The sequence below is a fragment of the Samsonia erythrinae genome (genome assembly GCF_004342665.1).
Taxonomy (GTDB): Bacteria; Pseudomonadota; Gammaproteobacteria; order Enterobacterales; family Enterobacteriaceae; genus Samsonia; species Samsonia erythrinae.
On record NZ_SMBY01000001.1, the window covers coordinates 724,717 to 746,021 of the forward strand.

General features: G+C 52.7%; 20 protein-coding genes. 12 read left to right on the top strand and 8 right to left on the bottom strand.

The window, feature by feature from the left end; translation table 11 throughout:
* Positions 1-73: 73 nt before the first annotated feature.
* The gene (ptrR, locus tag EDC54_RS03235) at positions 74-946 is read right to left on the bottom strand and encodes a putrescine utilization regulator PtrR (RefSeq protein WP_132453138.1); all 873 of its coding nucleotides are present in this window, start codon (positions 944-946) and stop codon (positions 74-76) included.
* Positions 947-1,677: 731 nt separating this feature from the next.
* On the opposite strand from ptrR, the gene EDC54_RS03240 reads away from it, so the two are divergent.
* The 3 genes from EDC54_RS03240 (at position 1,678) to yeiB (ending at position 5,707) form a co-directional block, all read left to right on the top strand.
* Positions 1,678-3,360 carry a methyl-accepting chemotaxis protein gene (locus EDC54_RS03240; protein ID WP_132453140.1) on the top strand — a complete coding sequence of 561 codons (1,683 nt, stop codon included), beginning with the start codon at positions 1,678-1,680 and terminating at the stop codon, positions 3,358-3,360.
* Positions 3,361-3,744: 384 nt separating this feature from the next.
* Positions 3,745-4,407 (top strand): GTP cyclohydrolase I FolE, encoded by a 663-nt coding sequence (gene folE, locus EDC54_RS03245; protein WP_132453142.1) that lies wholly within the window; start codon positions 3,745-3,747, stop codon positions 4,405-4,407.
* Between the two features lie 124 nt (positions 4,408-4,531).
* On the top strand, positions 4,532-5,707 hold the full coding sequence (gene yeiB, locus EDC54_RS03250; protein ID WP_132453144.1) for a DUF418 domain-containing protein YeiB: 1,176 nt from the start codon (positions 4,532-4,534) through the stop codon (positions 5,705-5,707).
* Positions 5,708-5,713: 6 nt separating this feature from the next.
* Here the strand turns inward: yeiB and sanA are convergent, their stop codons facing one another.
* The gene (sanA, locus tag EDC54_RS03255) at positions 5,714-6,484 is read right to left on the bottom strand and encodes an outer membrane permeability protein SanA (RefSeq protein ID WP_132453146.1); all 771 of its coding nucleotides are present in this window, start codon (positions 6,482-6,484) and stop codon (positions 5,714-5,716) included.
* Between the two features lie 182 nt (positions 6,485-6,666).
* Positions 6,667-7,980: a 30S ribosomal protein S12 methylthiotransferase RimO gene (gene rimO, locus EDC54_RS03260; RefSeq protein ID WP_132453148.1), complete on the bottom strand. Its 1,314-nt coding sequence runs from the start codon at positions 7,978-7,980 to the stop codon at positions 6,667-6,669.
* Between the two features lie 474 nt (positions 7,981-8,454).
* Here rimO and EDC54_RS03270 point away from each other — a divergent pair, with 474 nt between their 5' ends.
* Positions 8,455-9,621: a PQQ-dependent sugar dehydrogenase gene (locus EDC54_RS03270; protein WP_132453152.1), complete on the top strand. Its 1,167-nt coding sequence runs from the start codon at positions 8,455-8,457 to the stop codon at positions 9,619-9,621.
* Positions 9,622-9,652: 31 nt separating this feature from the next.
* Here EDC54_RS03270 and EDC54_RS03275 read toward each other — a convergent pair whose 3' ends face one another.
* The gene (locus EDC54_RS03275; RefSeq protein ID WP_132453154.1) at positions 9,653-10,270 is read right to left on the bottom strand and encodes a glutathione S-transferase family protein; all 618 of its coding nucleotides are present in this window, start codon (positions 10,268-10,270) and stop codon (positions 9,653-9,655) included.
* A 141-nt stretch (positions 10,271-10,411) separates the two neighbouring features.
* Here EDC54_RS03275 and EDC54_RS03280 point away from each other — a divergent pair, with 141 nt between their 5' ends.
* The 5 genes from EDC54_RS03280 to EDC54_RS03300 all read left to right on the top strand — a co-directional run bounded on the left by EDC54_RS03280 (position 10,412) and on the right by EDC54_RS03300 (position 14,494).
* Positions 10,412-11,254 (top strand): MetQ/NlpA family ABC transporter substrate-binding protein, encoded by an 843-nt coding sequence (locus EDC54_RS03280; protein ID WP_132453156.1) that lies wholly within the window; start codon positions 10,412-10,414, stop codon positions 11,252-11,254.
* Positions 11,255-11,333: 79 nt separating this feature from the next.
* Positions 11,334-12,350, top strand: coding sequence for a methionine ABC transporter ATP-binding protein (locus EDC54_RS03285; protein WP_132453158.1), 1,017 nt, complete (start codon positions 11,334-11,336; stop codon positions 12,348-12,350).
* Positions 12,343-13,002 (top strand): methionine ABC transporter permease, encoded by a 660-nt coding sequence (locus EDC54_RS03290; protein WP_132453160.1) that lies wholly within the window; start codon positions 12,343-12,345, stop codon positions 13,000-13,002. Before EDC54_RS03285 ends, EDC54_RS03290 begins: the two co-directional genes overlap by 8 nt.
* 1 nt (position 13,003) lies before the next feature.
* Positions 13,004-13,252: a hypothetical protein gene (locus EDC54_RS03295; protein WP_132453162.1), complete on the top strand. Its 249-nt coding sequence runs from the start codon at positions 13,004-13,006 to the stop codon at positions 13,250-13,252.
* A 36-nt stretch (positions 13,253-13,288) separates the two neighbouring features.
* The gene (locus EDC54_RS03300) at positions 13,289-14,494 is read left to right on the top strand and encodes a serine hydrolase (RefSeq protein ID WP_132453164.1); all 1,206 of its coding nucleotides are present in this window, start codon (positions 13,289-13,291) and stop codon (positions 14,492-14,494) included.
* Here the strand turns inward: EDC54_RS03300 and deoR are convergent.
* The 3 genes from deoR to EDC54_RS03315 form a co-directional block, all read right to left on the bottom strand.
* Entirely contained in the window at positions 14,491-15,264 is a 774-nt protein-coding gene (gene deoR / locus EDC54_RS03305; protein WP_132453166.1) for a DNA-binding transcriptional repressor DeoR, read from the bottom strand. The genes EDC54_RS03300 and deoR overlap by 4 nt on opposite strands.
* Before the next feature lie 38 nt (positions 15,265-15,302).
* On the bottom strand, positions 15,303-15,983 hold the full coding sequence (deoC, locus tag EDC54_RS03310; RefSeq protein ID WP_132453168.1) for a deoxyribose-phosphate aldolase: 681 nt from the start codon (positions 15,981-15,983) through the stop codon (positions 15,303-15,305).
* 396 nt (positions 15,984-16,379) lie between these two features.
* Positions 16,380-18,068 carry an aspartate:alanine antiporter gene (locus EDC54_RS03315; RefSeq protein WP_132453170.1) on the bottom strand — a complete coding sequence of 563 codons (1,689 nt, stop codon included), beginning with the start codon at positions 18,066-18,068 and terminating at the stop codon, positions 16,380-16,382.
* 438 nt (positions 18,069-18,506) lie between these two features.
* On the opposite strand from EDC54_RS03315, the gene EDC54_RS03320 reads away from it, so the two are divergent.
* Positions 18,507-18,875, top strand: a complete 369-nt coding sequence (locus EDC54_RS03320) for an inner membrane protein YbjM (RefSeq protein ID WP_132453172.1) — start codon at positions 18,507-18,509, stop codon at positions 18,873-18,875.
* Between the two features lie 68 nt (positions 18,876-18,943).
* On the opposite strand, the gene EDC54_RS03325 is transcribed toward EDC54_RS03320, so the two are convergent.
* Positions 18,944-19,210: a GrxA family glutaredoxin gene (locus tag EDC54_RS03325; protein WP_132453174.1), complete on the bottom strand. Its 267-nt coding sequence runs from the start codon at positions 19,208-19,210 to the stop codon at positions 18,944-18,946.
* A gap of 421 nt (positions 19,211-19,631) precedes the next feature.
* On the opposite strand from EDC54_RS03325, the gene nfsA reads away from it, so the two are divergent.
* Positions 19,632-20,351 carry an oxygen-insensitive NADPH nitroreductase gene (gene nfsA / locus EDC54_RS03330; protein ID WP_132453176.1) on the top strand — a complete coding sequence of 240 codons (720 nt, stop codon included), beginning with the start codon at positions 19,632-19,634 and terminating at the stop codon, positions 20,349-20,351.
* A 16-nt stretch (positions 20,352-20,367) separates the two neighbouring features.
* Entirely contained in the window at positions 20,368-21,279 is a 912-nt protein-coding gene (gene rimK / locus EDC54_RS03335; RefSeq protein ID WP_132453178.1) for a 30S ribosomal protein S6--L-glutamate ligase, read from the top strand.
* Positions 21,280-21,305 lie beyond the last annotated feature (26 nt).

The window sequence follows — 21,305 nt, forward strand, 5'->3', positions numbered from 1 at the left end:
ACGTTATGGTTGTTAGTGTAAGGATAGGTCACAGGCATCGACGTAGCTGTCACCGTATCCTGACGATCGGCGTTTACTCCGACCGATCGGATTGTTCAATAATGAGCTTCTTAAGCGCTTCGACATTCGGGCCGAAGGCGTCTCGCCGCCAGATAAGCCAGGTCGTCGTCGTCGCTATATCGGGCGGTAATTCATGTACCTGAACGCGTGCGCTGGCTGGCAGCGATTCAAGGATGGCATAAGGAAGCATGGCCAGCCCTGCGCCGCTGGCGACACAGGCAAGCATGGCATGGTATGAGTGGATCTCCATGATCGTACCGGGCACGACCCCATCCTGTCGGAACCAGTTTTCAAGGCGCTTTCTGTAGGAACAGCTCGGACGGAAGGCGAACAGCGTATCGTGACTGGCATCCCGCGCATCTATGATTGGCGCGTGGGCCGTGTCTGATATCAGCACTAACCGTTCTGTAAAACACGAGCAACCATTCAGCTCATCGTAGACGACAGGGCCATCGACTAACGCGGCGGCCAGCGTTCCCGCTCGCACGCGCTCGATGATTTCCCCTGATGTGCCGGTATTCAGAGACAGCGAAACATTGGGGTAGCGCTGATGGTAAGCCGCTAACAGCGTAGGTAAACGGGTTGCGGCGGTGCTTTCCATTGAACCCAGCGCGAAATTACCTGCGGGTTCTCCGGTGCGCGTCATACTGATGGCTTCCTCGCTGAGCGCCAGAATGCGCTGTGCATAACATAAGAAATTGTGCCCAATCGGAGAGAGGCGCAGGCGCTGTTTTTCACGGATAAACAAATCGGTACCCAACTCCTGCTCCAACTGGCGTAACCGTGTGGTCAGATTTGAGGGCACCCGATGAAGCTGTTCTGCGGCGCGCGCGACTGAACCCATTTCGGCGACGAGACAGAACATGCGGAGCTGAGTTAAATCCATGTCATTCTCTTTTCGTAATTAAGTTGTGTTATTTCATTCATTTTTTGTGAAGTTTAGCGGCAAGCTTTCCGTCTTGCAACCGGCTTGTTTTACCCGGAAGGGCAATTCGCGCTCAATGAGCGAATAAAGCCAGGTGCGAAAAGGAGAAAATAACGCAGGAAATGATGATCAGGATGAATAAATGGGGGGAGTACGAAAAGCAATTAACATGATGGGGGACGAATAAAAAGTGATTACGATCAAATATTACACCGACTTCAGACCTATTTTATGCGGACTGCGTGGTCATGGGAAATTTAACTCGCCCGGTATCCAGCGATTATTAGGCTGAGGTATCGTCATAAGAATATTCACAGAAAAAAGCAGGATTGCCGGTGTTAGCGCCGGGAATTAAATCGCTAATCAGAATAACCGGTTGGTTATAAAGATAAATAAATGTAGTCAATGGATAGTTAAATAGAATCAAAAGCTATAACTTTAATCGTCTTTATTTATGAAATGACGTAAAGCGCTTGCCAGACATGCCGATAAAGATAATGGGTGTAAGGAATACCTTATCGTTAATGTAAGGAATTGTATTTTTTTGTCATTAAAAGAAAGTGATTTATCGCTCATGAGCGCATCAACGCTTAATCATGTGACAGAGCACCAGGCGAATTTTAATTAATAATGCGCGGCGATGTAGTCGAAGGCGCAGAGAAAAATCGCTGTATCATTAATAGGAGTTTATTGTGAATTTTTTAAAAAATATCACCATCAGGGCAATGCTTTTAACAATATTGGGTATGTTCCTGATTTTGTGGGGCGGGGCATCTTTCTTTACGGCGAATTCATTAAGTAGCATGACGACGTTATTGGAATCGGCCGAGACGCAGCGTAAAAACGTTGAGATGCTGGTAAAAGGAAACGATCAGTATTTTCGCACGGTGACTCGCTTATTGCGTTCGATGGATTTTCAGGAAACCGGTGAAGTCGCCGAAGCCGAAAAGGTATTTACGGCCGCGACAGAGGCCTTTGAAAATACATCTCAGCAGTTGGCTGCGTTCAAAGCCGCCAGCCATGCCGGCGTTAATCAAGATACCGCGGACAATATGATTGCCGCGTGGACTCAACTGCTGGATAACGGCCTGACGCCGATGTTGAACGCCGCGCGTGACAATCGTCAGGATGAATTTCGCCAGCTTTTTCGCAAAACCTACCCGCCGTTGAGCGTGGCGTTTGGCAGCAATATGGAGAAATACCAAACGGCGATACTGTCGACGTCGGATTCCTCAATGAGCGAGGTCTATCATTTGGTCGAGTGGAGCAATTATATTCTGCTCGGGGCGGCGATTCTGGGGTTGATCATCCTCGTATTGACGGATCGCTATCTGGTTTTCTATCTGGTTAAGCCATTGAATATGCTCAAAGGATACTTTCATGTTCTGGCGGCCGGACAGCTTAATCATCCTCTGGAAGAGTTTGGTCGTAACTGTGTCGGGCAACTGATTCCTTACCTGAAAGAAATGCAGAGAAGTCTGGTGAATACGGTCTCCGTTATTCGCGACAGCTCTGCCTCGATTTATCAGGGTGCGAGTGAAATTAAAAGTGGCAACAACGACTTATCCGCGCGCACCGAGCAACAGGCCGCCGCACTGGAGCAGACTGCCGCCAGTATGGAGGAACTGAGTGCGACGGTAAAACAGAACGCCGATAATGTTCATCAGGCGACGAAGCTGGCGCAAGACGCTTCCGTCGCCGCGAAGAAAGGGGGAGATGTAACCTCCGATGTGATGTCGACGATGGCGAGTATCACGACCAGCTCGAAAAAAATCGCAGACATCACCAGCGTTATCAACGGTATTGCTTTCCAGACCAATATCCTGGCGCTGAATGCGGCGGTGGAAGCGGCCAGAGCCGGTGAACAAGGCCGCGGGTTTGCCGTTGTTGCTGGTGAAGTCCGGAATCTGGCGCAGCGCAGCGCCAGTGCGGCGAAAGAGATTGAGGGGCTGATCGCCGAATCGGTCGAACGCGTGAATATGGGATCGAATCAGGTTACCCAAACCGGAGAGGCGATGGATTCCATCATTTCTGCCATTACCCGCGTGAACGACCTGATGGGGGAAATTGCCTCGGCGTCGGATGAACAGAGCCGCGGCATTACCCAGATTGGTCAGGCGGTGACCGAGATGGATGGCGTCACGCAACAGAACGCTGCGCTGGTGCAGGAATCCGCGGCGGCTGCCGCATCATTGGAAGATCAGGCGCGCCAGTTAACCGAAGCGGTGGCCGTGTTCCAATTGTCGGCAGCGGAAGCGCAGCATCGCCACCCGTCGCCGCTGGCGGCAAAAGCGCCTGCGGCGGAAAAACCGATGCTATTAGGCGCGGCGGGCAGTAAAAAAGGAAGTACGAACGATAATTGGGAAAAGTTCTGATGACGATGCGGTAGGCGGTTCCCGTCTGCCGTTGATGGCGTGTTCGTACGTGATTTATCCTTCAAAGCACCGGGCTACCCCGGTGCTTTCTTTTTACGCCATCGTCAAAAGGCGCGGATATTGCTTTGGCATAATGTCACGGTGCGGTTGATAAGGGCGGGGTATGGCAAGCGCATGTTTTCCCTGTTTTGTTTCAGGAGGGTTGATATCCGTCAACGCACTGGGGGAATCTCTTCTTGCTGATAACCTGAATCTATTTCAACAATCATGACGTACAATCACTGGATAATCGCTACTCAGTCAACTAGAGTGTTGACGGCGCAATGGTCTGACGAACGCCGTGATAGCGCGATAGGTATGGTTACACCTGCAGGAGAATAATAAATGTCATCACTAAGTAAAGAAGCCGTTATGGTGCATGAAGCGTTGCTGGCGCGAGGTTTGGAAACGCCGCTGCGCGGGGCGCTGTTGGAACGGGATATGCGTAAGCAACGTATCAGCGAACATATGACGGAAATCATGAAGTTGCTGAGCCTCGACTTGAGCGATGACAGCCTGGCTGAAACGCCGACCCGCATTGCAAAAATGTATGTCGATGAAATCTTCTCCGGTCTGGACTATGCCAATTTTCCCAAAATCACCATCATTGAAAATAAAATGAAGGTTGATGAAATGGTTACCGTAAGGGATATCACGTTGACCAGCACCTGCGAACACCATTTCGTGACGATCGATGGGAAAGCCACGGTGGCGTATATTCCGAAAGATGGCGTTATTGGGCTGTCGAAACTCAATCGTATCGTGCAGTTTTTCTCCCAGCGCCCTCAGGTGCAGGAGCGTTTAACGCAGCAGATTCTGGTCGCGCTGCAAACGCTGTTGGGCACGAATAACGTGGCGGTTTCGATTGATGCGGTGCACTACTGCGTCAAAGCGCGCGGCATTCGTGATGCGACCAGCGCCACGACGACGACATCGCTTGGGGGATTGTTTAAGTCCAGCCAGAATACGCGTCAGGAATTTCTGCGCGCGGTACGCCACCACAACTGAGTTTTCGCCTATTGACGATGATAAATCCCGCGTGTTTTGTCATCGTCAATCGGGTAAGTTTCTTCGCTTTTTCCTCGCCAGTGCATACAATCGCAACTTCGACGATATTGAAAATATAATTTGTATGCCTCCTCACATTACTCCGTCATCTTATGCGCCGTCTGCGCGGATCGTTACGCTGGATTTTGCACGTGGTATCGCCATCTTGGGGATCTTACTGCTGAATATCACGGCATTCGGCTTACCGCACGCGGCATATCTGAATCCTGCATGGTGGGGGAAACCCACGTTAGCGGATGCGTTGACATGGGCGGTGATAGATTTATTCGCGCAGGCGAAATTTCTCACGCTATTCTCGGTTCTTTTTGGCGCAGGGCTACAGCTGTTACTGCCTCGCGGGACGCGTTGGGTACATGCGCGTCTGTTCTGGTTAATGATTATCGGGCTCATTCACGCTATTTTTCTCTGGGATGGCGACATCCTGCTGGATTATGCGCTGATTGGACTGGTGTGCTACGGCATGATTCGCCACGCGCAGGATAGCCGGATGCTCATGCGGATGGGCGTGGTGTTATATCTGGTGGGCATCGGCGTGCTGTTTATATTGAGCCAGATTTTGGATTTGCAGCCGGGGCGCTTCTGGCAGCCGGGTAGCGCTGATGTCACCGCGGAAATATTCTGGCGGACGTCTGGCGGCGTTGAAGCGTGGGGAACCCGTGTCATGCTGTTAACGGAAAGCCTGTTGTCACTGGGTGTGCAGTATGGCTGGCTGCTGGCGGGATCGATGTTGCTGGGTGCCGGTTTGATGCGCAACGGCTGGCTGAAAGGTGAATTCAGCGTCAAACACTATCGCAGGGTGGCGCTGTGGCTGATCCCTTTGGGGATGCTGATTAACAGTATAGGCATTGTCGGGCAGTGGCTGGTGGACTGGGAATATCGTTGGAGCGGATTATTATTGCAGATTCCGCGAGAGCTGAGTTCGCCCTTGCAGGCGATGGGCTATCTGGCGCTGTGCTATGGTTTCTGGTCAACGCTGTGCCAATGGCGCATCACGTACTGGATCACGGATATCGGGCGTATGGCGTTAACCAACTATTTGCTGCAAACGCTGATTGGCGTGCTGTTGTTTAACCAGCTTGGCCTGTTCATGGCTTTCAGCCGCCTGCAACTGCTGGCGTGGGTGCCTGTTATCTGGATCGTGAATCTGGTCTTTTCCCACTACTGGTTACGTCGTTTCCGTCAGGGGCCGCTCGAATGGGTGTGGCGCCAGCTTACCCACGCGGTCGGGAAATCGGCATAGACTGGTCTATGGCGCGTTTTTCCTCTCCTGTGGCGCGGGTTCGGCTTCTGCTTTCGTCTGACTCTGATGCCGGAGAGGCGACGGGATAACCTGTTCCGGCGGGACGGCAGGGTAGTCCGGCGCGTTTTCCGGAATTTTGTGCTCTGCCGGAATGGGCACCTGAGGTCCTAAAAAGCGCGGTTCGCGCTTCAGAATATACAGATCGAACAGCGCGCTGAGACGAGCGCCGAATTCACGTACCCGCACGGTCAACATATCTTTAGGTGACGGCACCGCATAACACTGCGCCTGAATGCCGAGGTGCAACGCGATAAACAAGGCTCGCTCACAGTGAAAACGCTGGGTGATAATGGTGAAATCGTTGGTATCAAAAACTTTACGCGTTCTGACGATGGAGTCGAGGGTACGGAAGCCCGCATAGTCCAATACGATATCCGACGGAGACACGCCCGCCGCAATCAGGTCGCGGCGCATAGTCATGGGTTCGTTATAGCTCTGCAACGCATTATCGCCGCTTAAGAGCAGATAGCTGACCTTGTTGCTGTTATAAGCATTGAGCGTTCCCTGCATTCGAAACAGATAATACTGGTTGAGTACGCCGGTACGGTAATACTTCGCCGTGCCCAGCACGACGCCGACCTGACGTTTCGGTAAGGTTTGAAGCTCGTCGTAGATAAACGGGGCTGTTTTCCAACTGATCCAGCGATCGAGGGCAAAAGCAGAGAGCAGCAGCAGACCAATGAGGGCTAACAAACCGAATGTCAGGCGTTTCCACATGCTGATGCCCCGGATAAGGCTGTAGGATTAATCATGCCTCAAGGCTACTTTACCTGACAGGGGGACGCAAGACACGGGCGAAGAACGAAGGGCTTATTGGTTGAATTTACAGCATTCAGGGCGAAACGAGGCGAAAATAAAACGCCAGCCTTTCGGGAAGAAAAGCTGGCGTAGCGGAAGGATTAAACCCGGTGTCCCCACAAATCGTATTCGTCCGCGTGCTCGATTTTGACTTTGACGATATCACCGACTTTCACGCCAGTTTCACCATTCAGATAAACCGCGCCGTCGATTTCAGGCGCATCGGCCATGCTGCGGCCAATCGCGCCTTCTTCGTCGATTTCATCGATCAGCACCAGCACTTCACGGCCAATTTTATCCTGTAAACGCTGGGTGGAAATCGCCTGCTGAAGCTGCATAAAGCGGTGGAAACGTTCTTCTTTAACCTCTTCCGGCACCTGATCCGGTAATGCATTTGCCGCAGCACCGTCGACCGGGCTGAATTTAAAACAGCCCACGCGGTCGAGTTTGGCTTCCTTCAGGAAGTCGAGCAGCATTTGGAAATCTTCTTCCGTTTCGCCGGGGAAACCGACAATAAAGGTCGAACGCAGCGTTAAGTCCGGGCAAATTTCGCGCCAGCGCTTAATACGCTCCAGCGTTCTTTCGACCGCGCCTGGGCGCTTCATCAGCTTGAGGATCTTCGGGCTGGCGTGCTGGAGCGGGATGTCCAGATAAGGCAGAATTTTGCCTTCCGCCATTAATGGAATCACATCGTCTACGTGCGGATAAGGGTAGACATAGTGCAGGCGCACCCACACGCCCAGTGACGCCAGTTGCTCGCACAGGCTGACCATGCTGGTTTTGACCGGCTGACCGTTCCAGAACCCGGTACGATGCTTCACATCCACGCCGTAGGCTGAGGTATCCTGAGAAATCACCAGCAGCTCTTTTACGCCGGCATCCACCAGACGTTTTGCTTCATCCAGCACCGAACCGATCGGGCGGCTATCCAGATCGCCGCGCATGGACGGGATGATGCAGAAGGTACAGCGGTGATTACAGCCTTCTGAGATTTTCAGGTAAGCATAATGGCGCGGCGTGAGCTTCACACCTTGCTCGGGCACCAGACTGGTAAACGGGTTGTGCGTCGGTTTAGGAACGTACTGATGTACGTGCGACAGCACCTGTTCGTAACTGTGCGGACCGGTAATTTCCAGCACTTTAGGGTGCACTTCGCGTATTTGGTTTTCTTTGGCGCCCAGACAGCCCGTCACGATGACTTTTCCGTTCTCGTTCAGCGCTTCGCCAATGGCTTCCAGCGACTCTTGTACGGCGCTGTCAATAAAACCACAGGTATTGACGATCACCAGTTCAGCATCGTCATAGCGTGGGACGACCTGGTAACCTTCAGTACGCAATTCGGTCAGAATCCTCTCGGAGTCGACGAGGTTTTTCGGGCAGCCGAGGGAAACAAAGCCGATACGTGGTTGTTGCATATTATTCGCTCACAAAATCAACAGAAAATAAAAACCGGAGGATTCTACACCATAGTTGATTATCCTTATAGTCGGTGGTGTAAAACTCCGCACTTTATCGCGGTGGCGAGGGGGTTTTCAGAAATTAAACCTGTAGACGGTCAGCCGTCTCTCAAACTCAGGGAGTTACTTTGCCGAGCTTGAGGTTAGTTGCAGGCCCGAATGGATCGGGCAAGACGACGTTGACTAAAGAATTGAGCGAAGAGTCGTTTGATAACGTGCAGCCTATGTGGTTATACAAAAATGTGATGACATCGTGGGATAAAAACAAAATCAGGCTGATTCATCCGAGATAATCTGACTTATTCATTTTCGCCGCTTTAACCTCTGGTTTCTCTGAATTTCTTCAATAAATGTAAACCTTGCCCCGTTTTTTTGCACAAGCATCGCCTGCCGCCTAAATTTACAGGACTTTTGTCGGATGGAGACAACGTTATGTTCTGTTGCCTGATGCCCCGTAATTCTGCTTCATACACCGTGCTACGACGATTTTCCGCTGCGTCACGTTGGCTGCTGCTTAGCGCCACGTTACTGTTTTCCGGCCAGTTATGGGCGGCGGAACCGAGGGTGACGGAACTGCAAGATAAGCTGGATCACCCGTGGTCATTAGCGTTTTTGCCGCAGGATCAGGGGATTCTGATTACGGAGCGTGCCGGGAACTTACGCGTATGGAAAGCGGGACGCGGTCTGTCCGCGCCGATAACTGGCGTGCCGGAGGTGTTTGCGAAGTCACAGGGCGGGCTGCTGGAGGTCGCGCTATCGCCGGATTTCGCCCAGAATCGACGCGTCTACCTGAGCTTTGCGGAAGAAGGGAGCGAAGGGAAAGCGGGAACCGCTGTTGGCTATGGCAAACTCTCCGCAGATAACCAACGGCTAGAGGATTTCACCGTTTTCTTCCGTCAGGAGCCGAAACTGTCTACGGGCAACCATTTCGGCGGCAAGCTGGCCTTTGATCGACAATGGCATCTGTTTATCGCATTGGGCGAAAATAACGAACGTCCGACCGCTCAGGATCTGGATAAGTTACAGGGTAAAATTGTTCGCCTGACGGCGGACGGCAAGGTGCCGCCCGATAATCCGTTTGTGAATACGCCTAACGCGCGGCCGGAAATCTGGTCTTATGGGCACCGCAACCCACAGGGGCTGGCGATTAATCCGTGGTCCGGCGTATTGTGGGAAAACGAACATGGCCCGAAAGGCGGTGATGAAATCAACATCCCTAAAGCGGGGGAAAATTACGGCTGGCCGATTGCTACGCATGGGATTAACTATTCCGGGCTGAAGATCCCAGAAGCGAAAGGAAAGACGGTCGCCGGTATGGCGGATCCTGATTTTTACTGGGAAAAATCGCCGGGAATCAGCGGTATGGCTTTCTATGACAGCGATCGTTTTCCACAGTGGAAAAATTCGGTCTTTATCGGCGCGCTGGCGGAAAAGAACCTGATTCGCCTGACGCTCGATGGCGATAAGGTGGTGTCACAGCAGCGCTTGCTGGGCGATCGTGGTGAACGCATCCGCGACGTTAGGCTGGGGCCGGACGGCTACCTCTATTTGCTGACCGATCACGACAATGGCAAATTGCTGAAAGTCGGACTGGAGTGAAAACTCAGGCACCTTATGGTGCCTGTTTCACTTAAGACAGCGGGATCATGACATGCTTCTGGTAAGCCGGTCGGTCGGTAAGTTGCTGATACCAGCGTTCCAGATGTGGGTGTGGTTGTCGCTCAATCGGCATATTCAGCCAGCCGTAAATAATACACCCTAACGGAATATCGCCGACGCCGAACTGTTCGCCGGATAGCCACGGCTGCGTAGCCAAGACCGCATCGACAATATCGAACAGACGTTCGCATTCAGCGATGCCTCTTTGTACCAACGCCATATCACGTTTTTCCGGCGCGACGCGCACCATATTAATGAACACCGGTCCGAAAGAAACCGCAAGGGAGGCTGCCCAGTCCATCCACTTTTCGGCACTCGCGCGTTTACCTGCGTCGGCGAAATAGAGCGTATCCTGACCATACTGCGCGGCCAGATAGCGCACGATGGTATTGGATTCCCACAGCACCAGTTCGTCGTCCTGCAAACAGGGAATGAGGCCGTTAGGATTCATCGCCAGATAATCGGCGTCATGGTTACGGCCGAATTGCCCGCCTGCCGCAATATGCTGATAAGGCAGTGCCAGCTCTTCGGCGCACCACAGGACTTTCTTTACGTTGGTCGAGTTATCACGACCCCAAATCGTTATCATAGTAACCTCTTTCTGCATGAGTAATATTCAGATGTTTGCGACAGTCGATGTGAAATAATGATATGCCTTTTTAGTCTTTATGATTTAACTTGTCATTCTTAATAATGACAGCAAGTTACATTCAGACAGGAAAGTTACGCAATGAAATTGACGCATTCTGTTCGCGCCGCGCTGGGCATCACGCTGCTCGCCGCCGGTATGCAACTGGCTATGGCCGGCGATCCGCAAACTATCACGTTTGGCGTGGCGCCGGGGCCGTATGGCGATATGGTGAATTTGGCGATCAAACCTGAGCTGGCGAAGAAAGGCTATAAGGTCGTTGTACGTGAATTCAGCGACTACGTTCAGCCCAATCTGGCGCTGGCTAACGGCAGCATTGATGCCAACCTTTTTCAACATTCGCTGTATCTGGAAAAGTTTGCCGCCGATAAAGGATTAAAAATATCCCCTCTGATTATCGTTCCAACGGCCAGCATGGGACTCTACTCGAAGAAGATAAAATCCCTGGATGAGTTGAAAAAAGGGGACGTGGTAACGCTGTCTAACGATGCGACCAATCTGGCGCGCGGCCTGCGTTTCCTGCAAGCAATGGGGCTGATTACGATCAAGGCTGATATCGATCCGACCAAGGCTTCAGAAAAGGATATCCTGGAAAACCCGCGCGGGCTGGTCTTCAAACCCATGGAAGCGGCGCAACTGCCGCGCACGCTGGATAGCGTGACGGCATCGCTGGTAAACGGTAATTTCGCGCTGGCCTCCGGCCTGAAACTGTCATCGGCCATCAAGCTGGAAACGCTGGATGAAAATCTGAAGAATGTGATTGCCGTGCGTACCGCCGATCTGGACAAGCCATTTGTTAAAGATACGAAGGCGGTTGTGGAATCGCCCGCGTATGCCGCGGTGATAAACGATCCGGCATTGATGTACAGCCAGTTCCAGAAACCCGAGTGGATGCAAGCGAAAATGCCGGCGCCCGCACAGTAAAGTTCAGATTACACCAATAGCATCTGGCCGGTCTATGACCGGCTTTCTTCTTTCCGCCAAGGCCAGGAGTTTGCGGATAATGATCCAGTTAGAAGAGGTGAGCGTTGATTTTCCGCAGGGGAAACAACCGGGAAACCGCGCGGTAGACAACGTGTCGTTGCACATCAGGCGCGGGGAGGTTTATGGGATTGTCGGGACCAGCGGCGCGGGGAAAAGTACGCTGCTGCGGACCATTAATCTCTTGCAGAGGCCGACGGCGGGCCGTGTGCGCGTTAATGGCGTGCTTATCAGCGAACTGAGGGGGCTGCCGCTACGGGAACAGCGGCAAAAGATCGGTATGATCTTCCAGCATTTCAATCTGATGCAAACGCGGACCGTGGCGGAAAACGTGGCCTTCAGTCTGAAAGCCGCCGGGAAATCCAGTGCCGAGATCGCCGCGCGCGTGCCGGAGATCCTGAATCTGGTGGGGCTGACGGATAAAGCGTCATCCTACCCGGCGCAGCTTAGCGGCGGACAGAAGCAGCGCGTGGGCATTGCGCGGGCCATTGCCAACGATCCGGAAGTCTTGTTGTGCGACGAGCCGACCTCGGCGCTCGATCTGGAAACGTCAGCGGCCATTCTGGCGCTTCTCAAAGAGATTAACGATAAGCTGGGCATCACCATCGTGCTGATTTCTCATGAGATGAGCGTGATCAAGACGGTGTGCGACCGGGTTGCGGTGATGACGGGCGGCAAGGTGGTAGAAGAGGGGGATGTCTTCGATATTTTCGCGACGCCGCAGCACGCATTTACCCGGCAACTGGTCGCCCATACGCTCGATCTCGCCTTGCCGCCTCGTTTGCAGGAGGATTTACAAGGCACCTTGTTGAAAATTTTGTTTGTCGGCGAATCGGCGGAACAGCCGGTGCTCTCGGATGTGGCGACGCGTTTCGGCGTCTCCGTCAACATTCTGCATGGCAAAATCGAATACATCGGTAGCCGTGCGCTAGGGATCCTCGTGGCGCTGTTGACTCATCCCTCCGATCCCGGAAAGGTGACGGAAGCGGTGGCGCACATTCAGGTAAGAACCGCAAACGTGGAGGTGCTGCATGGCTGATTTATGGATCGATCTGGTTGCCGCATTCGGGGAAACCTTCCAGATGGTAGGCATCTCTACGCTGTTTGCGATCATCGGTGGTTTACCGCTGGGGCTGTTGATTTATGTTACGGACAGGAACCTGTTCTGGCAAAACCGTACCGTATATCTGTGCAGCACGGTGTTGGTGAATATCATCCGCTCTATTCCCTTCGTGATTTTGCTGGTGCTGCTTCTGCCGCTGACGCAGCTTCTACTGGGTAACACCATTGGCCCTGTGGCCGCGGCGGTGCCGATGTCGGTTGCGGCGATCGCATTTTACGCCCGTCTGGTGGATAGCGCGCTGCGTGAAATCGACCCCGGTATCGTGGAGGCTGCCGAAGCGTTCGGCGCCAGTCCGATGCGCATCATTGGTACGGTTCTGCTGCCGGAGGCGAAAGCAGGATTACTGCGCGGCCTGACGATTACGCTGGTGAGCCTCATTGGCTATTCGGCGATGGCTGGGATTGTCGGCGGCGGCGGCGTGGGGGATTTAGCGATCCGCTTCGGCTATTACCGTTACGAAACCAACGTGATGATCATCACCGTGATTGCGCTGGTGATTCTGGTGCAGGTCGTACAAACGCTGGGCGACTGGCTGTCAAAACGTGCGGACAAACGCGAACGACGCTAGCGTGACAGGTGATGCTCAGGCACAAGGAGGCGAATGCGACTTGCTTGTGCCTGCCCGCACTTTCCTTATCGTTGCTGTGTACGGCTGGCCTTTTCAGAAACGCACCGTTTCAGCTAAGCCTTTTTTCTATCTGGTTTTTTTAGACGTTTTCATATCTTTGACTATCTTTACAGACAGGCCGGTTTTCTTACCGGAGATGAAGCGTTACCTTTGGGTATTGCCAATGTTTGCAAAAAATATTGAAAATTAAGTATTTTTAACAACGTATGGATATTGCGGCGATCTCATGAAAACAACTCCTTTCCAGACCAGACTCACGTCTTTTTCCATCGGTGCGTTACTGCTTATTGGCCTGGCCCCTGTCGCCAATGCAGAACAGGCGCCATCTGTGCCGCAGATTAGCGCTAAGGCCTTTATTCTGATGGATTACCACAGCGGTAAGGTGCTGGCGGAGAGCAATGCCGATGAACGTCTTGACCCTGCCAGCCTGACCAAAATCATGGCGAGCTACGTAATTGGGCAAGCCATTAAATCCGGTAAAATTCACCCGACCGACGAAGTCACGGTCGGGAAAGATGCCTGGGCAACGGGTAACCCGGTGCTACGCGGCTCGTCTTTGATGTTTCTTAAACCCGGTGACCGCATTCCGGTTTCCGAGTTAAATAAAGGCATTGTTATTCAGTCAGGCAATGATGCCAGCATTGCGCTGGCGGATTACGTCGCGGGCAGTCAGGACGCCTTTGTCAGCCTGATGAATAAATATGTGAAGGCGCTTGGCCTGACGAACACGCATTTCCTGACCGTGCACGGCCTTGATGCGCCAGGGCAGTACAGCACCGCGCGCGACATGGCGCGATTAGGACAAGCGCTGATCCGGGATGTCCCGGAAGAATACGCCCTGCACAAAGAAAAAGAGTTCACCTTCAATAATATTCGCCAGCGTAACCGTAACCGGCTGTTATGGAGCACCAACCTGAATGTCGACGGCGTGAAAACCGGGCACACCAGTGGCGCAGGGCACAATCTGGTGGCTTCGGCGACGGAAGGTAACATGCGTCTGATTTCCGTGGTGCTGGGGGCGGAGACGGATGCGATTCGTTTTCGCGAAAGTGAAAAGCTGCTCACCTGGGGTTTTCGCTTTTTTGAAACGGTGACGCCAATCAAAGCAGATGCTCCCTTTACGACGCAGCGTGTCTGGTTTGGGACGGCGAAAGAAGCACGTCTTGGCGTGGCGCAGGACGCGGCGTTGACCATTCCGAAAGGGCAGATGAAGAACCTGAAAGCCAGCTTTACGCTGACTCAGCCGCAGCTTTCAGCGCCGCTCACGAAGAATCAGGTGGTGGGTACGATTGATTTTCAACTGGACGGTAAAAGCATCGGACAGCGCCAGTTGGTCGCGATGGATGATATCCCAGAATCCGGTTTCTTTAGCCGTCTTTGGGACACCATCGTGATGAAAGTTCAGCAGTGGTTTGGCGGGCTATTCGGTTAATTCTTCGCGAGGATTAACCGAATATGGTGGTCTGAGAAATAACGCAGGTAGCGTTCAGCGGGTGCGCTATCGGTAATGACCGTATCAAACAGCGTCACCGGGCCGATACAGGCGCGTTTGATCTGTCCGAATTTGCTGCTGTCCGCGACAGCGATAATGTGCTGCGCTGAGGCGATCGCGCGTTGTTTCATGCCCAGCTCGGCAAAATTGAAACAGGTAGCGCCGGCGCTAAGTTCGATGCCTGCCGCGGAAATAAAGGCTTTATTCGGGCAAATATTATCCAGTTCACAGCGCTGGCTGAGCGGGGTAAAGATGGCGTTATCGGGATGGTATTCCCCACCGCACAGAACCACAGGGCCTGCTTTTTTTTCCTGTAACGCCAGGAAAGTATTGAGGGAATAGCAAATACCGGTAAAGGCAAGATCGTCAGGGATGGCATCAATGATAAAAGGTGTGGTGGTGCCGCAGTCGAAGAACACGGTATCGTTTGCTTCCACCAGACAGGCCGCGGCGGCACCAATAACCTGTTTCTCCCTGACCTGTTTTGTCTGCTGGTCGGAGACGAAATAGTGGGTGGAACCGTTATTTTTCAGGTCACTGACAACATAGCCGCCCAGCAGCGTGACGGCGGTGGGATCGGCGTTGAGGTCGCGACGGACGGTCATCTCGGATACGCCCAGTAGCTGTGCGGCGTCTTTAAGATGGAGTTTATCGGTTTTTTTTAATGCCTGAACCAGCCTGCCGATTCGTTCGTCGCGCCGTGTTTCCATAGAATTCCCCGCGCCCTGTGGATTGCGCTCTTTGGTTGTTAATAGTTTCCTGCGGCGGCGGTTTCGCCAGAAACGATGGCAACGCCTGAACTGGTGCCGATGCGCGTCGCGCCGGCTTCAATCATACGCTGCGCCGTTTGGCGATCGCGAACCGCGCCGGATGCTTTCACACCCATCTCATTGCCGACAGTACGGCGCATCAGGCGAATGTGCTCTTCGCGGGCGCCGCCCGTGCTGAATCCCGTTGACGTTTTGACGAAAGCGACATCTAACTGACGACACATTTCACACACCAGCACAATTTCTTCGTCATTAAGCAGGCAGGTTTCCAATATTACCTTTAACGGTATAGCGGCGCAAACCTCGCGCACCGCCTGAATATCCGCTTTTACGGCAGCGATATTGCCGCTTTTCAGCCAACCGACATTAATCACCATGTCGATTTCCTGCGCGCCGGCTTCAATAGCGGCTTTCGCTTCAAAAGCCTTGGTGGATGTCAGGCCTGCGCCGAGAGGGAAACCGATAACGGAGCACACTTGTACGTCAGTGCCTTTCAGCTTTTCGGCTGCGAACGGAACATAGCCTGAGTTAACGCACACGGCATAAAAGCGGTGCGCTATCGCTTCATCACACAGTTTGGCGATCTGCTGTTCGGTGGCATTGGCTGCCAGCAATGTGTGGTCGATATAACGAGCGTAATCATACTGTTCGGTTGTCATGACAACTCCTTGATGTGTGGGCGATCCGCCATTCCTCGTGCTGCCGGTGTATTGCACTGAGCGCAGCTTGCGGGATTCAGGGGATAAAGTGAGATACCTTCATTATGACATTCAACGATTTCATTGTCATAAAAATAACAATAAAATTAATTAATGTTATTTTAGTAACAATTTGCGGCGTGACGTATGTGCCGGAACAACGCGTTGAGGACAAAAAGGAAAGGATCGTGCGGCGTAAGTCCGAAAAGAAAACGCCCATCGTTCTTGAACCTGAACGGCGTGAACGACGGGCTCCTCAATAAGGGGAATCAAAGAAAAGCAGTGGCACTTATTCAGACTTTCGCGCCAGCAAAAAGTTCTGGCTTTTCCGGAAAATAATGTCGGTTTTTTACCTGTTCAGCCAGGTAATTCCGGCCAGATGATGACGATCAGCGAACCGGCCAACGTCAACAGCACATTGGCAATGGCATACGTACCGGCATAGCCGAGCGCCGGAATATTACTGCGAGCCGTATCGCTGATGATCTCCATGGCCGGCGCACAGGTGCGCGCGCCCATCATGGCGCCAAACAGAAGCGCACGGTTCATTTTCAGGACATACGCGCCGAACAGAAAGCAAATCACCACGGGAACCAGGCTGACAATTAACCCCGAGGCCAACATCAGGATACCGATTTCCCCCAGACTGCTGTTGATGGTGCTCCCCGCACTCAAGCCAACGCCAGCCATAAAGACCATCAGGCCGAACTCCTTCACCATATTAAGGGCACCTTGTGGAATATAGCCGAAGGTCGGGTGGTTGGCGCGCAGGAACCCCAGCATGATGCCGGCAAACAGCAATCCCGCGGCGTTGCCGATGCCAAAGGTGAAGTTGCTGAACTGGATTGTGATCAGGCCCACCAGTATGCCGATCACGAAAAAGGCGCAGAAGGCCAGCAGGTCGGTGACCTGACTGTGGATGGAAATAAACCCGATTCTGTCGGCAATGCTTTTAACGCGTCGGGCATCGCCGCTGACCTGCAAGACATCGCCTTTATTCAGTACGACGCTATCGTCAATCGGCATTTCTATCTGGCTGCGGACAATCCGGTTAAGGAAACAGCCGTGGTCGGTGAGTTTCAACTGGCTGAGGCGCTTACCGACGGCATTGTGATTTTTCACCACGATCTCTTCCGTCACAATGCGCATATCGAGCAAATCGCGGTCGAATACCTCTTTACCATCACGGAAATTGGAGTTCAGGCGGGAGTGAGAATCGGGATAGCCAACCAATGCGATTTCATCGCCGATTTGTAATACGGCATCGCCATCGGGATTGGCCAGAATACCGTTGCGTCGGATCCGCTCAATGTAGCAACCGGTTTGACGGTAGATCCCCAGCTCGCGCAGATTCTTACCGTCCGCCCAATCCACCAGTTCAGGGCCGACGCGATAGGCGCGGATAACCGGCAGATAGACTTTGCGTTGGCTATCGGCGTCCAGCCCGCGCTCGCGTGCAATTTGCTGTGCGCTGGTGGGGAGATCCTGATGCTGGAGTTTGGGCAGGTAGCGGGCGCCAAAAATAAGGCTGACCAGGCCGATGAGATAGGTCAGCGCATAGCCGAGGCTCAGGTGGTCCTGCTCAATGCTGAGCTGGCTCCCCATACTGACAGTATTACGCAGTGTGTCGCCGGCGCCAACCAACACCGGCGTTGAGGTCATGGCGCCGGCCAGCATCCCCGCCGTCAAGCCGATTCCCCAGCCAAAAAGTTTGCCTAAACCCAGCGCCAGCAGCATCGCGCTGCCGACCATCACCAGCGCCAGCATGAAATAATTCTTTCCGTCGCGAAAGAAGATAGAAAAGAAATTAGGCCCGGCCTCCACGCCCACGCAAAAAATAAATAACATAAAGCCAAGGCTCAGCGCTTCCGTATTAATCGAAAAATGCTGTTGGCCAAGTAATAAAGAAACAACCAAAACGCCAATAGAATTACCCAGTTGTACTGCGCCGAGGCGTAATTTACCCAGACAAAGTCCTAATGAAAGGACCACGAATAACAGCAGAATGTAATTCCCATTTAACAAATCAGCGACGTTTATATTCATGAAGTGCAACTTATTGTTTACTAGTAACTGCTTGATGTTATTGATTATAACGGCTAGATTTAGCCATGAAATGCCGGAACTCCCGAAACAGGATTAATACACATCGAGTCAAAGGGATCGGCCTCGTTTAGTATAAATTATCCAATAAAAATTGTTCAGTGTAATGATTGTTTTAATTTAATCATTGTGGTGTTGCTATTGCTGGAATGCGAAGGATTCGCCGCTCTTTTCTCTGCGGATAATCCATTTTTTCGCATAAATCGTAGCGGAGCCTCATGTGTTGTCATAGCAGGGATTGATAGCCTAAAGACGTCGGGTTGCAGTCAGATAACAGTACCGGGCAGCTAGACGGATGACGAGCACAGCCCATCATCTTTGCCGTACCGCCGTTTGGGTATCGGCTGTTGCAGGTGAGCGGCATATTGAGAGAGGCGATTTATGGCAAGGAATAAAGGTTGGGTAGGCGCGACCTGTTGTTTTTTGTTGTTTGGCGTAGTGTTCCTGAGTCAAAAGATTGATGTCGCGGATTACACTGCGGAAGGCGGTCTACGGGGCGATCCCGGCATGTTGCTCTTTCTGTTGCCCGGTATCATTGCCAGCTTTTTTTCCGCACGCGGTCGCCTGCTTTATCCGCTGTTTGGCGCGTTGGCGGCCATGCCGGTATGTCTGATGCTGCAACTGTGGAACACGCCGGAGCATTCTTTCTGGCAAGAACTGGCCTATGTGATGAGCGCAGTATTCTGGTGTCTGTTGGGTGCCCTGATCGTACAGTGCTTGCTCGGTCTTTATCGACGCTATTTACGCTGAGCGGTTTGCTCTCAACACCCATAAAACAGCGCGACGTTTGCCGCGCCATTGTCTTGCCTGTCGGGTGATTATGACGGGTACAGGTCGAGATGCGCCTTGGCATAGGCTTCAAAATCAGTGCAGCCGCCAATGTGTTTTTCGTCCAGGAAAATTTGCGGTACGGTGTGAACCGGTTTTCCTACCGTCTTGGACAAATCTTCTTTTGTGATGCCTTCCGCGTGAATATCCACGTAGCGGAAACTGAAGTCGTCGCGTTGCGAAGCCAGTTTCTCAGCCAGCTCTTTTGCACGGACACAGTAAGGACAGGCAGGACGCCCGAAAATGACAGCGAACATGTAAAACTCCTTTGTAAAATTAGACCGTGTTCTTAATTCTGGCAATGCCCAGCGTCATCGCTGCGGAAGAGGGGACTCGCGAATAATCTCACGATTAATGACATTGTTGCTATTTAGCTACTATGCCTGTGTTGACTGATGAAAAAAAGGTGTAATTACCTGTTACATTAATTTGCGGCGGCTATCGTTCGCGAAGTCATAGGCAGCTCATGGCAACTGGCCTATAATTCCGCGGTGTTTCAGGCGGTATTATGTTGCTGTGCGCAGGGATGTTTTGGTCTGTGACCCGGAAGGGCAGATCGCCCCGTCGCGGCGCGGAAATAGACTGCCAGCGCGTTTGCCTTCTCTGTCCGCGTCGAGCGGCGATGGGCGCGCGTCGGCAAGCCTGATGACGTGTTTTTTTGACAGAAGGATGCCTAGTGTGACACCAACCATTGATTTACTGCAACGCCACCGTTCTATTCGTGCCTTTACCTCTCAGGCCGTGACCGATGAACAACGCCATGCCATCATTGCCTCTGCACAAAGCGCATCCAGCTCAAGTTTTTTACAATGCAGCACCATTATCCGCATTACCGATCCTACGGTGCGGGAGACGCTGGTTCACTATACCGGTGAACAACGTTATGTGGCGCAGGCTGCGGAGTTTTGGGTTTTCTGTGCTGATTTCCATCGCCATGTGGAGATTTTCCCGCAGGCGGAAACCGGGCTGGCGGAGCAACTGCTGATTGGCTGTGTCGATACCGCCATTATGGCGCAGAATGCGCTGATCGCCGCTGAATCACTTGGATTGGGCGGCGTATTTATCGGCGGGATCCGTAACCGTATTGCGGACGTGACGCAATTGCTGCAATTGCCAAAACGGGTTCTGCCGCTGTTCGGTCTGTGTCTGGGGCACCCGGATGACGAACCGATGTTGAAGCCGCGTATGCCAACGGCCATGATGCTGCATGAAAATGTCTACCACCCGCTTGATCGTGATGTCCTGGCGCAATATGACCAGCAAATGGTGGAGTATTATTTGCAGCGTACCGGCAGCCGTCGCGACAGCTGGAGCGAGCATGTCGAACGGACGCTAAAAAAAGAGCTACGTCCATTCATGCTGGACTATTTGCATCAACAAGGATGGGCGCTACGATAACATCGATAGGCGGTTTATGAAGATAGCCATTCTGTCTCATGATGGATCGTTGTATTCCTGTAAGCGCCTGCGCGAAGCTGCTCAGGCGCGTAAACATAGCGTTGAAATTATCGATCCGCTTTCCTGCTATATGAACATCAATTCGGCGTCGCCGTCGGTGCATTATCGGGGACGGCGTCTGGATAAATTCGATGCGGTAATCCCACGGATCGGTTCAAAGATCACCTTTTACGGCACTGCGGTATTACGTCAGTTTGAAATGTTGGGGAGTTACCCGCTGAATAATTCTGTCGCGGTAATCCGCGCCCGTGACAAACTCCATTCCCTGCAACTGCTTGCCCGTGACGGTATCGATCTGCCGATCACGGGTTTCGCGCATTCGCCGGATGATACCAGCGACCTGATGGCGATGGTCGGCGGGGCGCCACTGGTGGTGAAATTGGTGGAAGGAACGCAAGGGATTGGTGTTGTGCTGGCAGAGACACGTCAGGCAGCGGAAAGCGTCATTGATGCATTTCGCGGATTGAATGCGCATATTCTGGTACAGGAATATGTGCATGAAGCGCAGGGTAGAGATATCCGCTGTCTCGTGATCGGGAATCGGGTTGTCGCGGCCATCGAGCGTCAGGCGAAAGCCGGGGAGTTTCGTTCAAACCTGCATCGTGGCGGTACGGCAAACAAGGTGAACGTGACGCCACAGGAGCGTGCGATTGCCATCAGGGCGGCGAAGACGCTGGGGCTGAATGTCGCGGGCGTGGATATTTTACGGGCCGAACGGGGGCCGTTGGTGATGGAGGTGAATGCTTCACCGGGGCTGGAAGGGATCGAAACCGTCACCGGAATCGACATCGCCGGCATCATGATCGAATTTATTGAACAAAACGCCCGAACGCGCGCCGCAACATCGACAACAATCCGTAAAGGTTAGCTTTCTCAAACGCCTCTTGCGTCGTA

Excerpts from the sequence above, each read along its gene's own strand:
- ptrR (WP_132453138.1), bottom strand. The coding sequence starts at position 946 with ATGGATTTAACTCAGCTCCGCATGTTCTGTCTCGTCGCCGAAATGGGT.
- folE (WP_132453142.1), top strand. The coding sequence starts at position 3,745 with ATGTCATCACTAAGTAAAGAAGCCGTTATGGTGCATGAAGCGTTGCTG.
- yeiB (WP_132453144.1), top strand. The coding sequence starts at position 4,532 with ATGCCTCCTCACATTACTCCGTCATCTTATGCGCCGTCTGCGCGGATC.
- sanA (WP_132453146.1), bottom strand. The coding sequence starts at position 6,484 with ATGTGGAAACGCCTGACATTCGGTTTGTTAGCCCTCATTGGTCTGCTG.
- rimO (WP_132453148.1), bottom strand. The coding sequence starts at position 7,980 with ATGCAACAACCACGTATCGGCTTTGTTTCCCTCGGCTGCCCGAAAAAC.
- EDC54_RS03270 (WP_132453152.1), top strand. The coding sequence starts at position 8,455 with ATGTTCTGTTGCCTGATGCCCCGTAATTCTGCTTCATACACCGTGCTA.
- EDC54_RS03275 (WP_132453154.1), bottom strand. The coding sequence starts at position 10,270 with ATGATAACGATTTGGGGTCGTGATAACTCGACCAACGTAAAGAAAGTC.
- EDC54_RS03280 (WP_132453156.1), top strand. The coding sequence starts at position 10,412 with ATGAAATTGACGCATTCTGTTCGCGCCGCGCTGGGCATCACGCTGCTC.
- EDC54_RS03285 (WP_132453158.1), top strand. The coding sequence starts at position 11,334 with ATGATCCAGTTAGAAGAGGTGAGCGTTGATTTTCCGCAGGGGAAACAA.
- EDC54_RS03290 (WP_132453160.1), top strand. The coding sequence starts at position 12,343 with ATGGCTGATTTATGGATCGATCTGGTTGCCGCATTCGGGGAAACCTTC.
- EDC54_RS03300 (WP_132453164.1), top strand. The coding sequence starts at position 13,289 with ATGAAAACAACTCCTTTCCAGACCAGACTCACGTCTTTTTCCATCGGT.
- deoR (WP_132453166.1), bottom strand. The coding sequence starts at position 15,264 with ATGGAAACACGGCGCGACGAACGAATCGGCAGGCTGGTTCAGGCATTA.
- deoC (WP_132453168.1), bottom strand. The coding sequence starts at position 15,983 with ATGACAACCGAACAGTATGATTACGCTCGTTATATCGACCACACATTG.
- EDC54_RS03315 (WP_132453170.1), bottom strand. The coding sequence starts at position 18,068 with ATGAATATAAACGTCGCTGATTTGTTAAATGGGAATTACATTCTGCTG.
- EDC54_RS03320 (WP_132453172.1), top strand. The coding sequence starts at position 18,507 with ATGGCAAGGAATAAAGGTTGGGTAGGCGCGACCTGTTGTTTTTTGTTG.
- EDC54_RS03325 (WP_132453174.1), bottom strand. The coding sequence starts at position 19,210 with ATGTTCGCTGTCATTTTCGGGCGTCCTGCCTGTCCTTACTGTGTCCGT.
- rimK (WP_132453178.1), top strand. The coding sequence starts at position 20,368 with ATGAAGATAGCCATTCTGTCTCATGATGGATCGTTGTATTCCTGTAAG.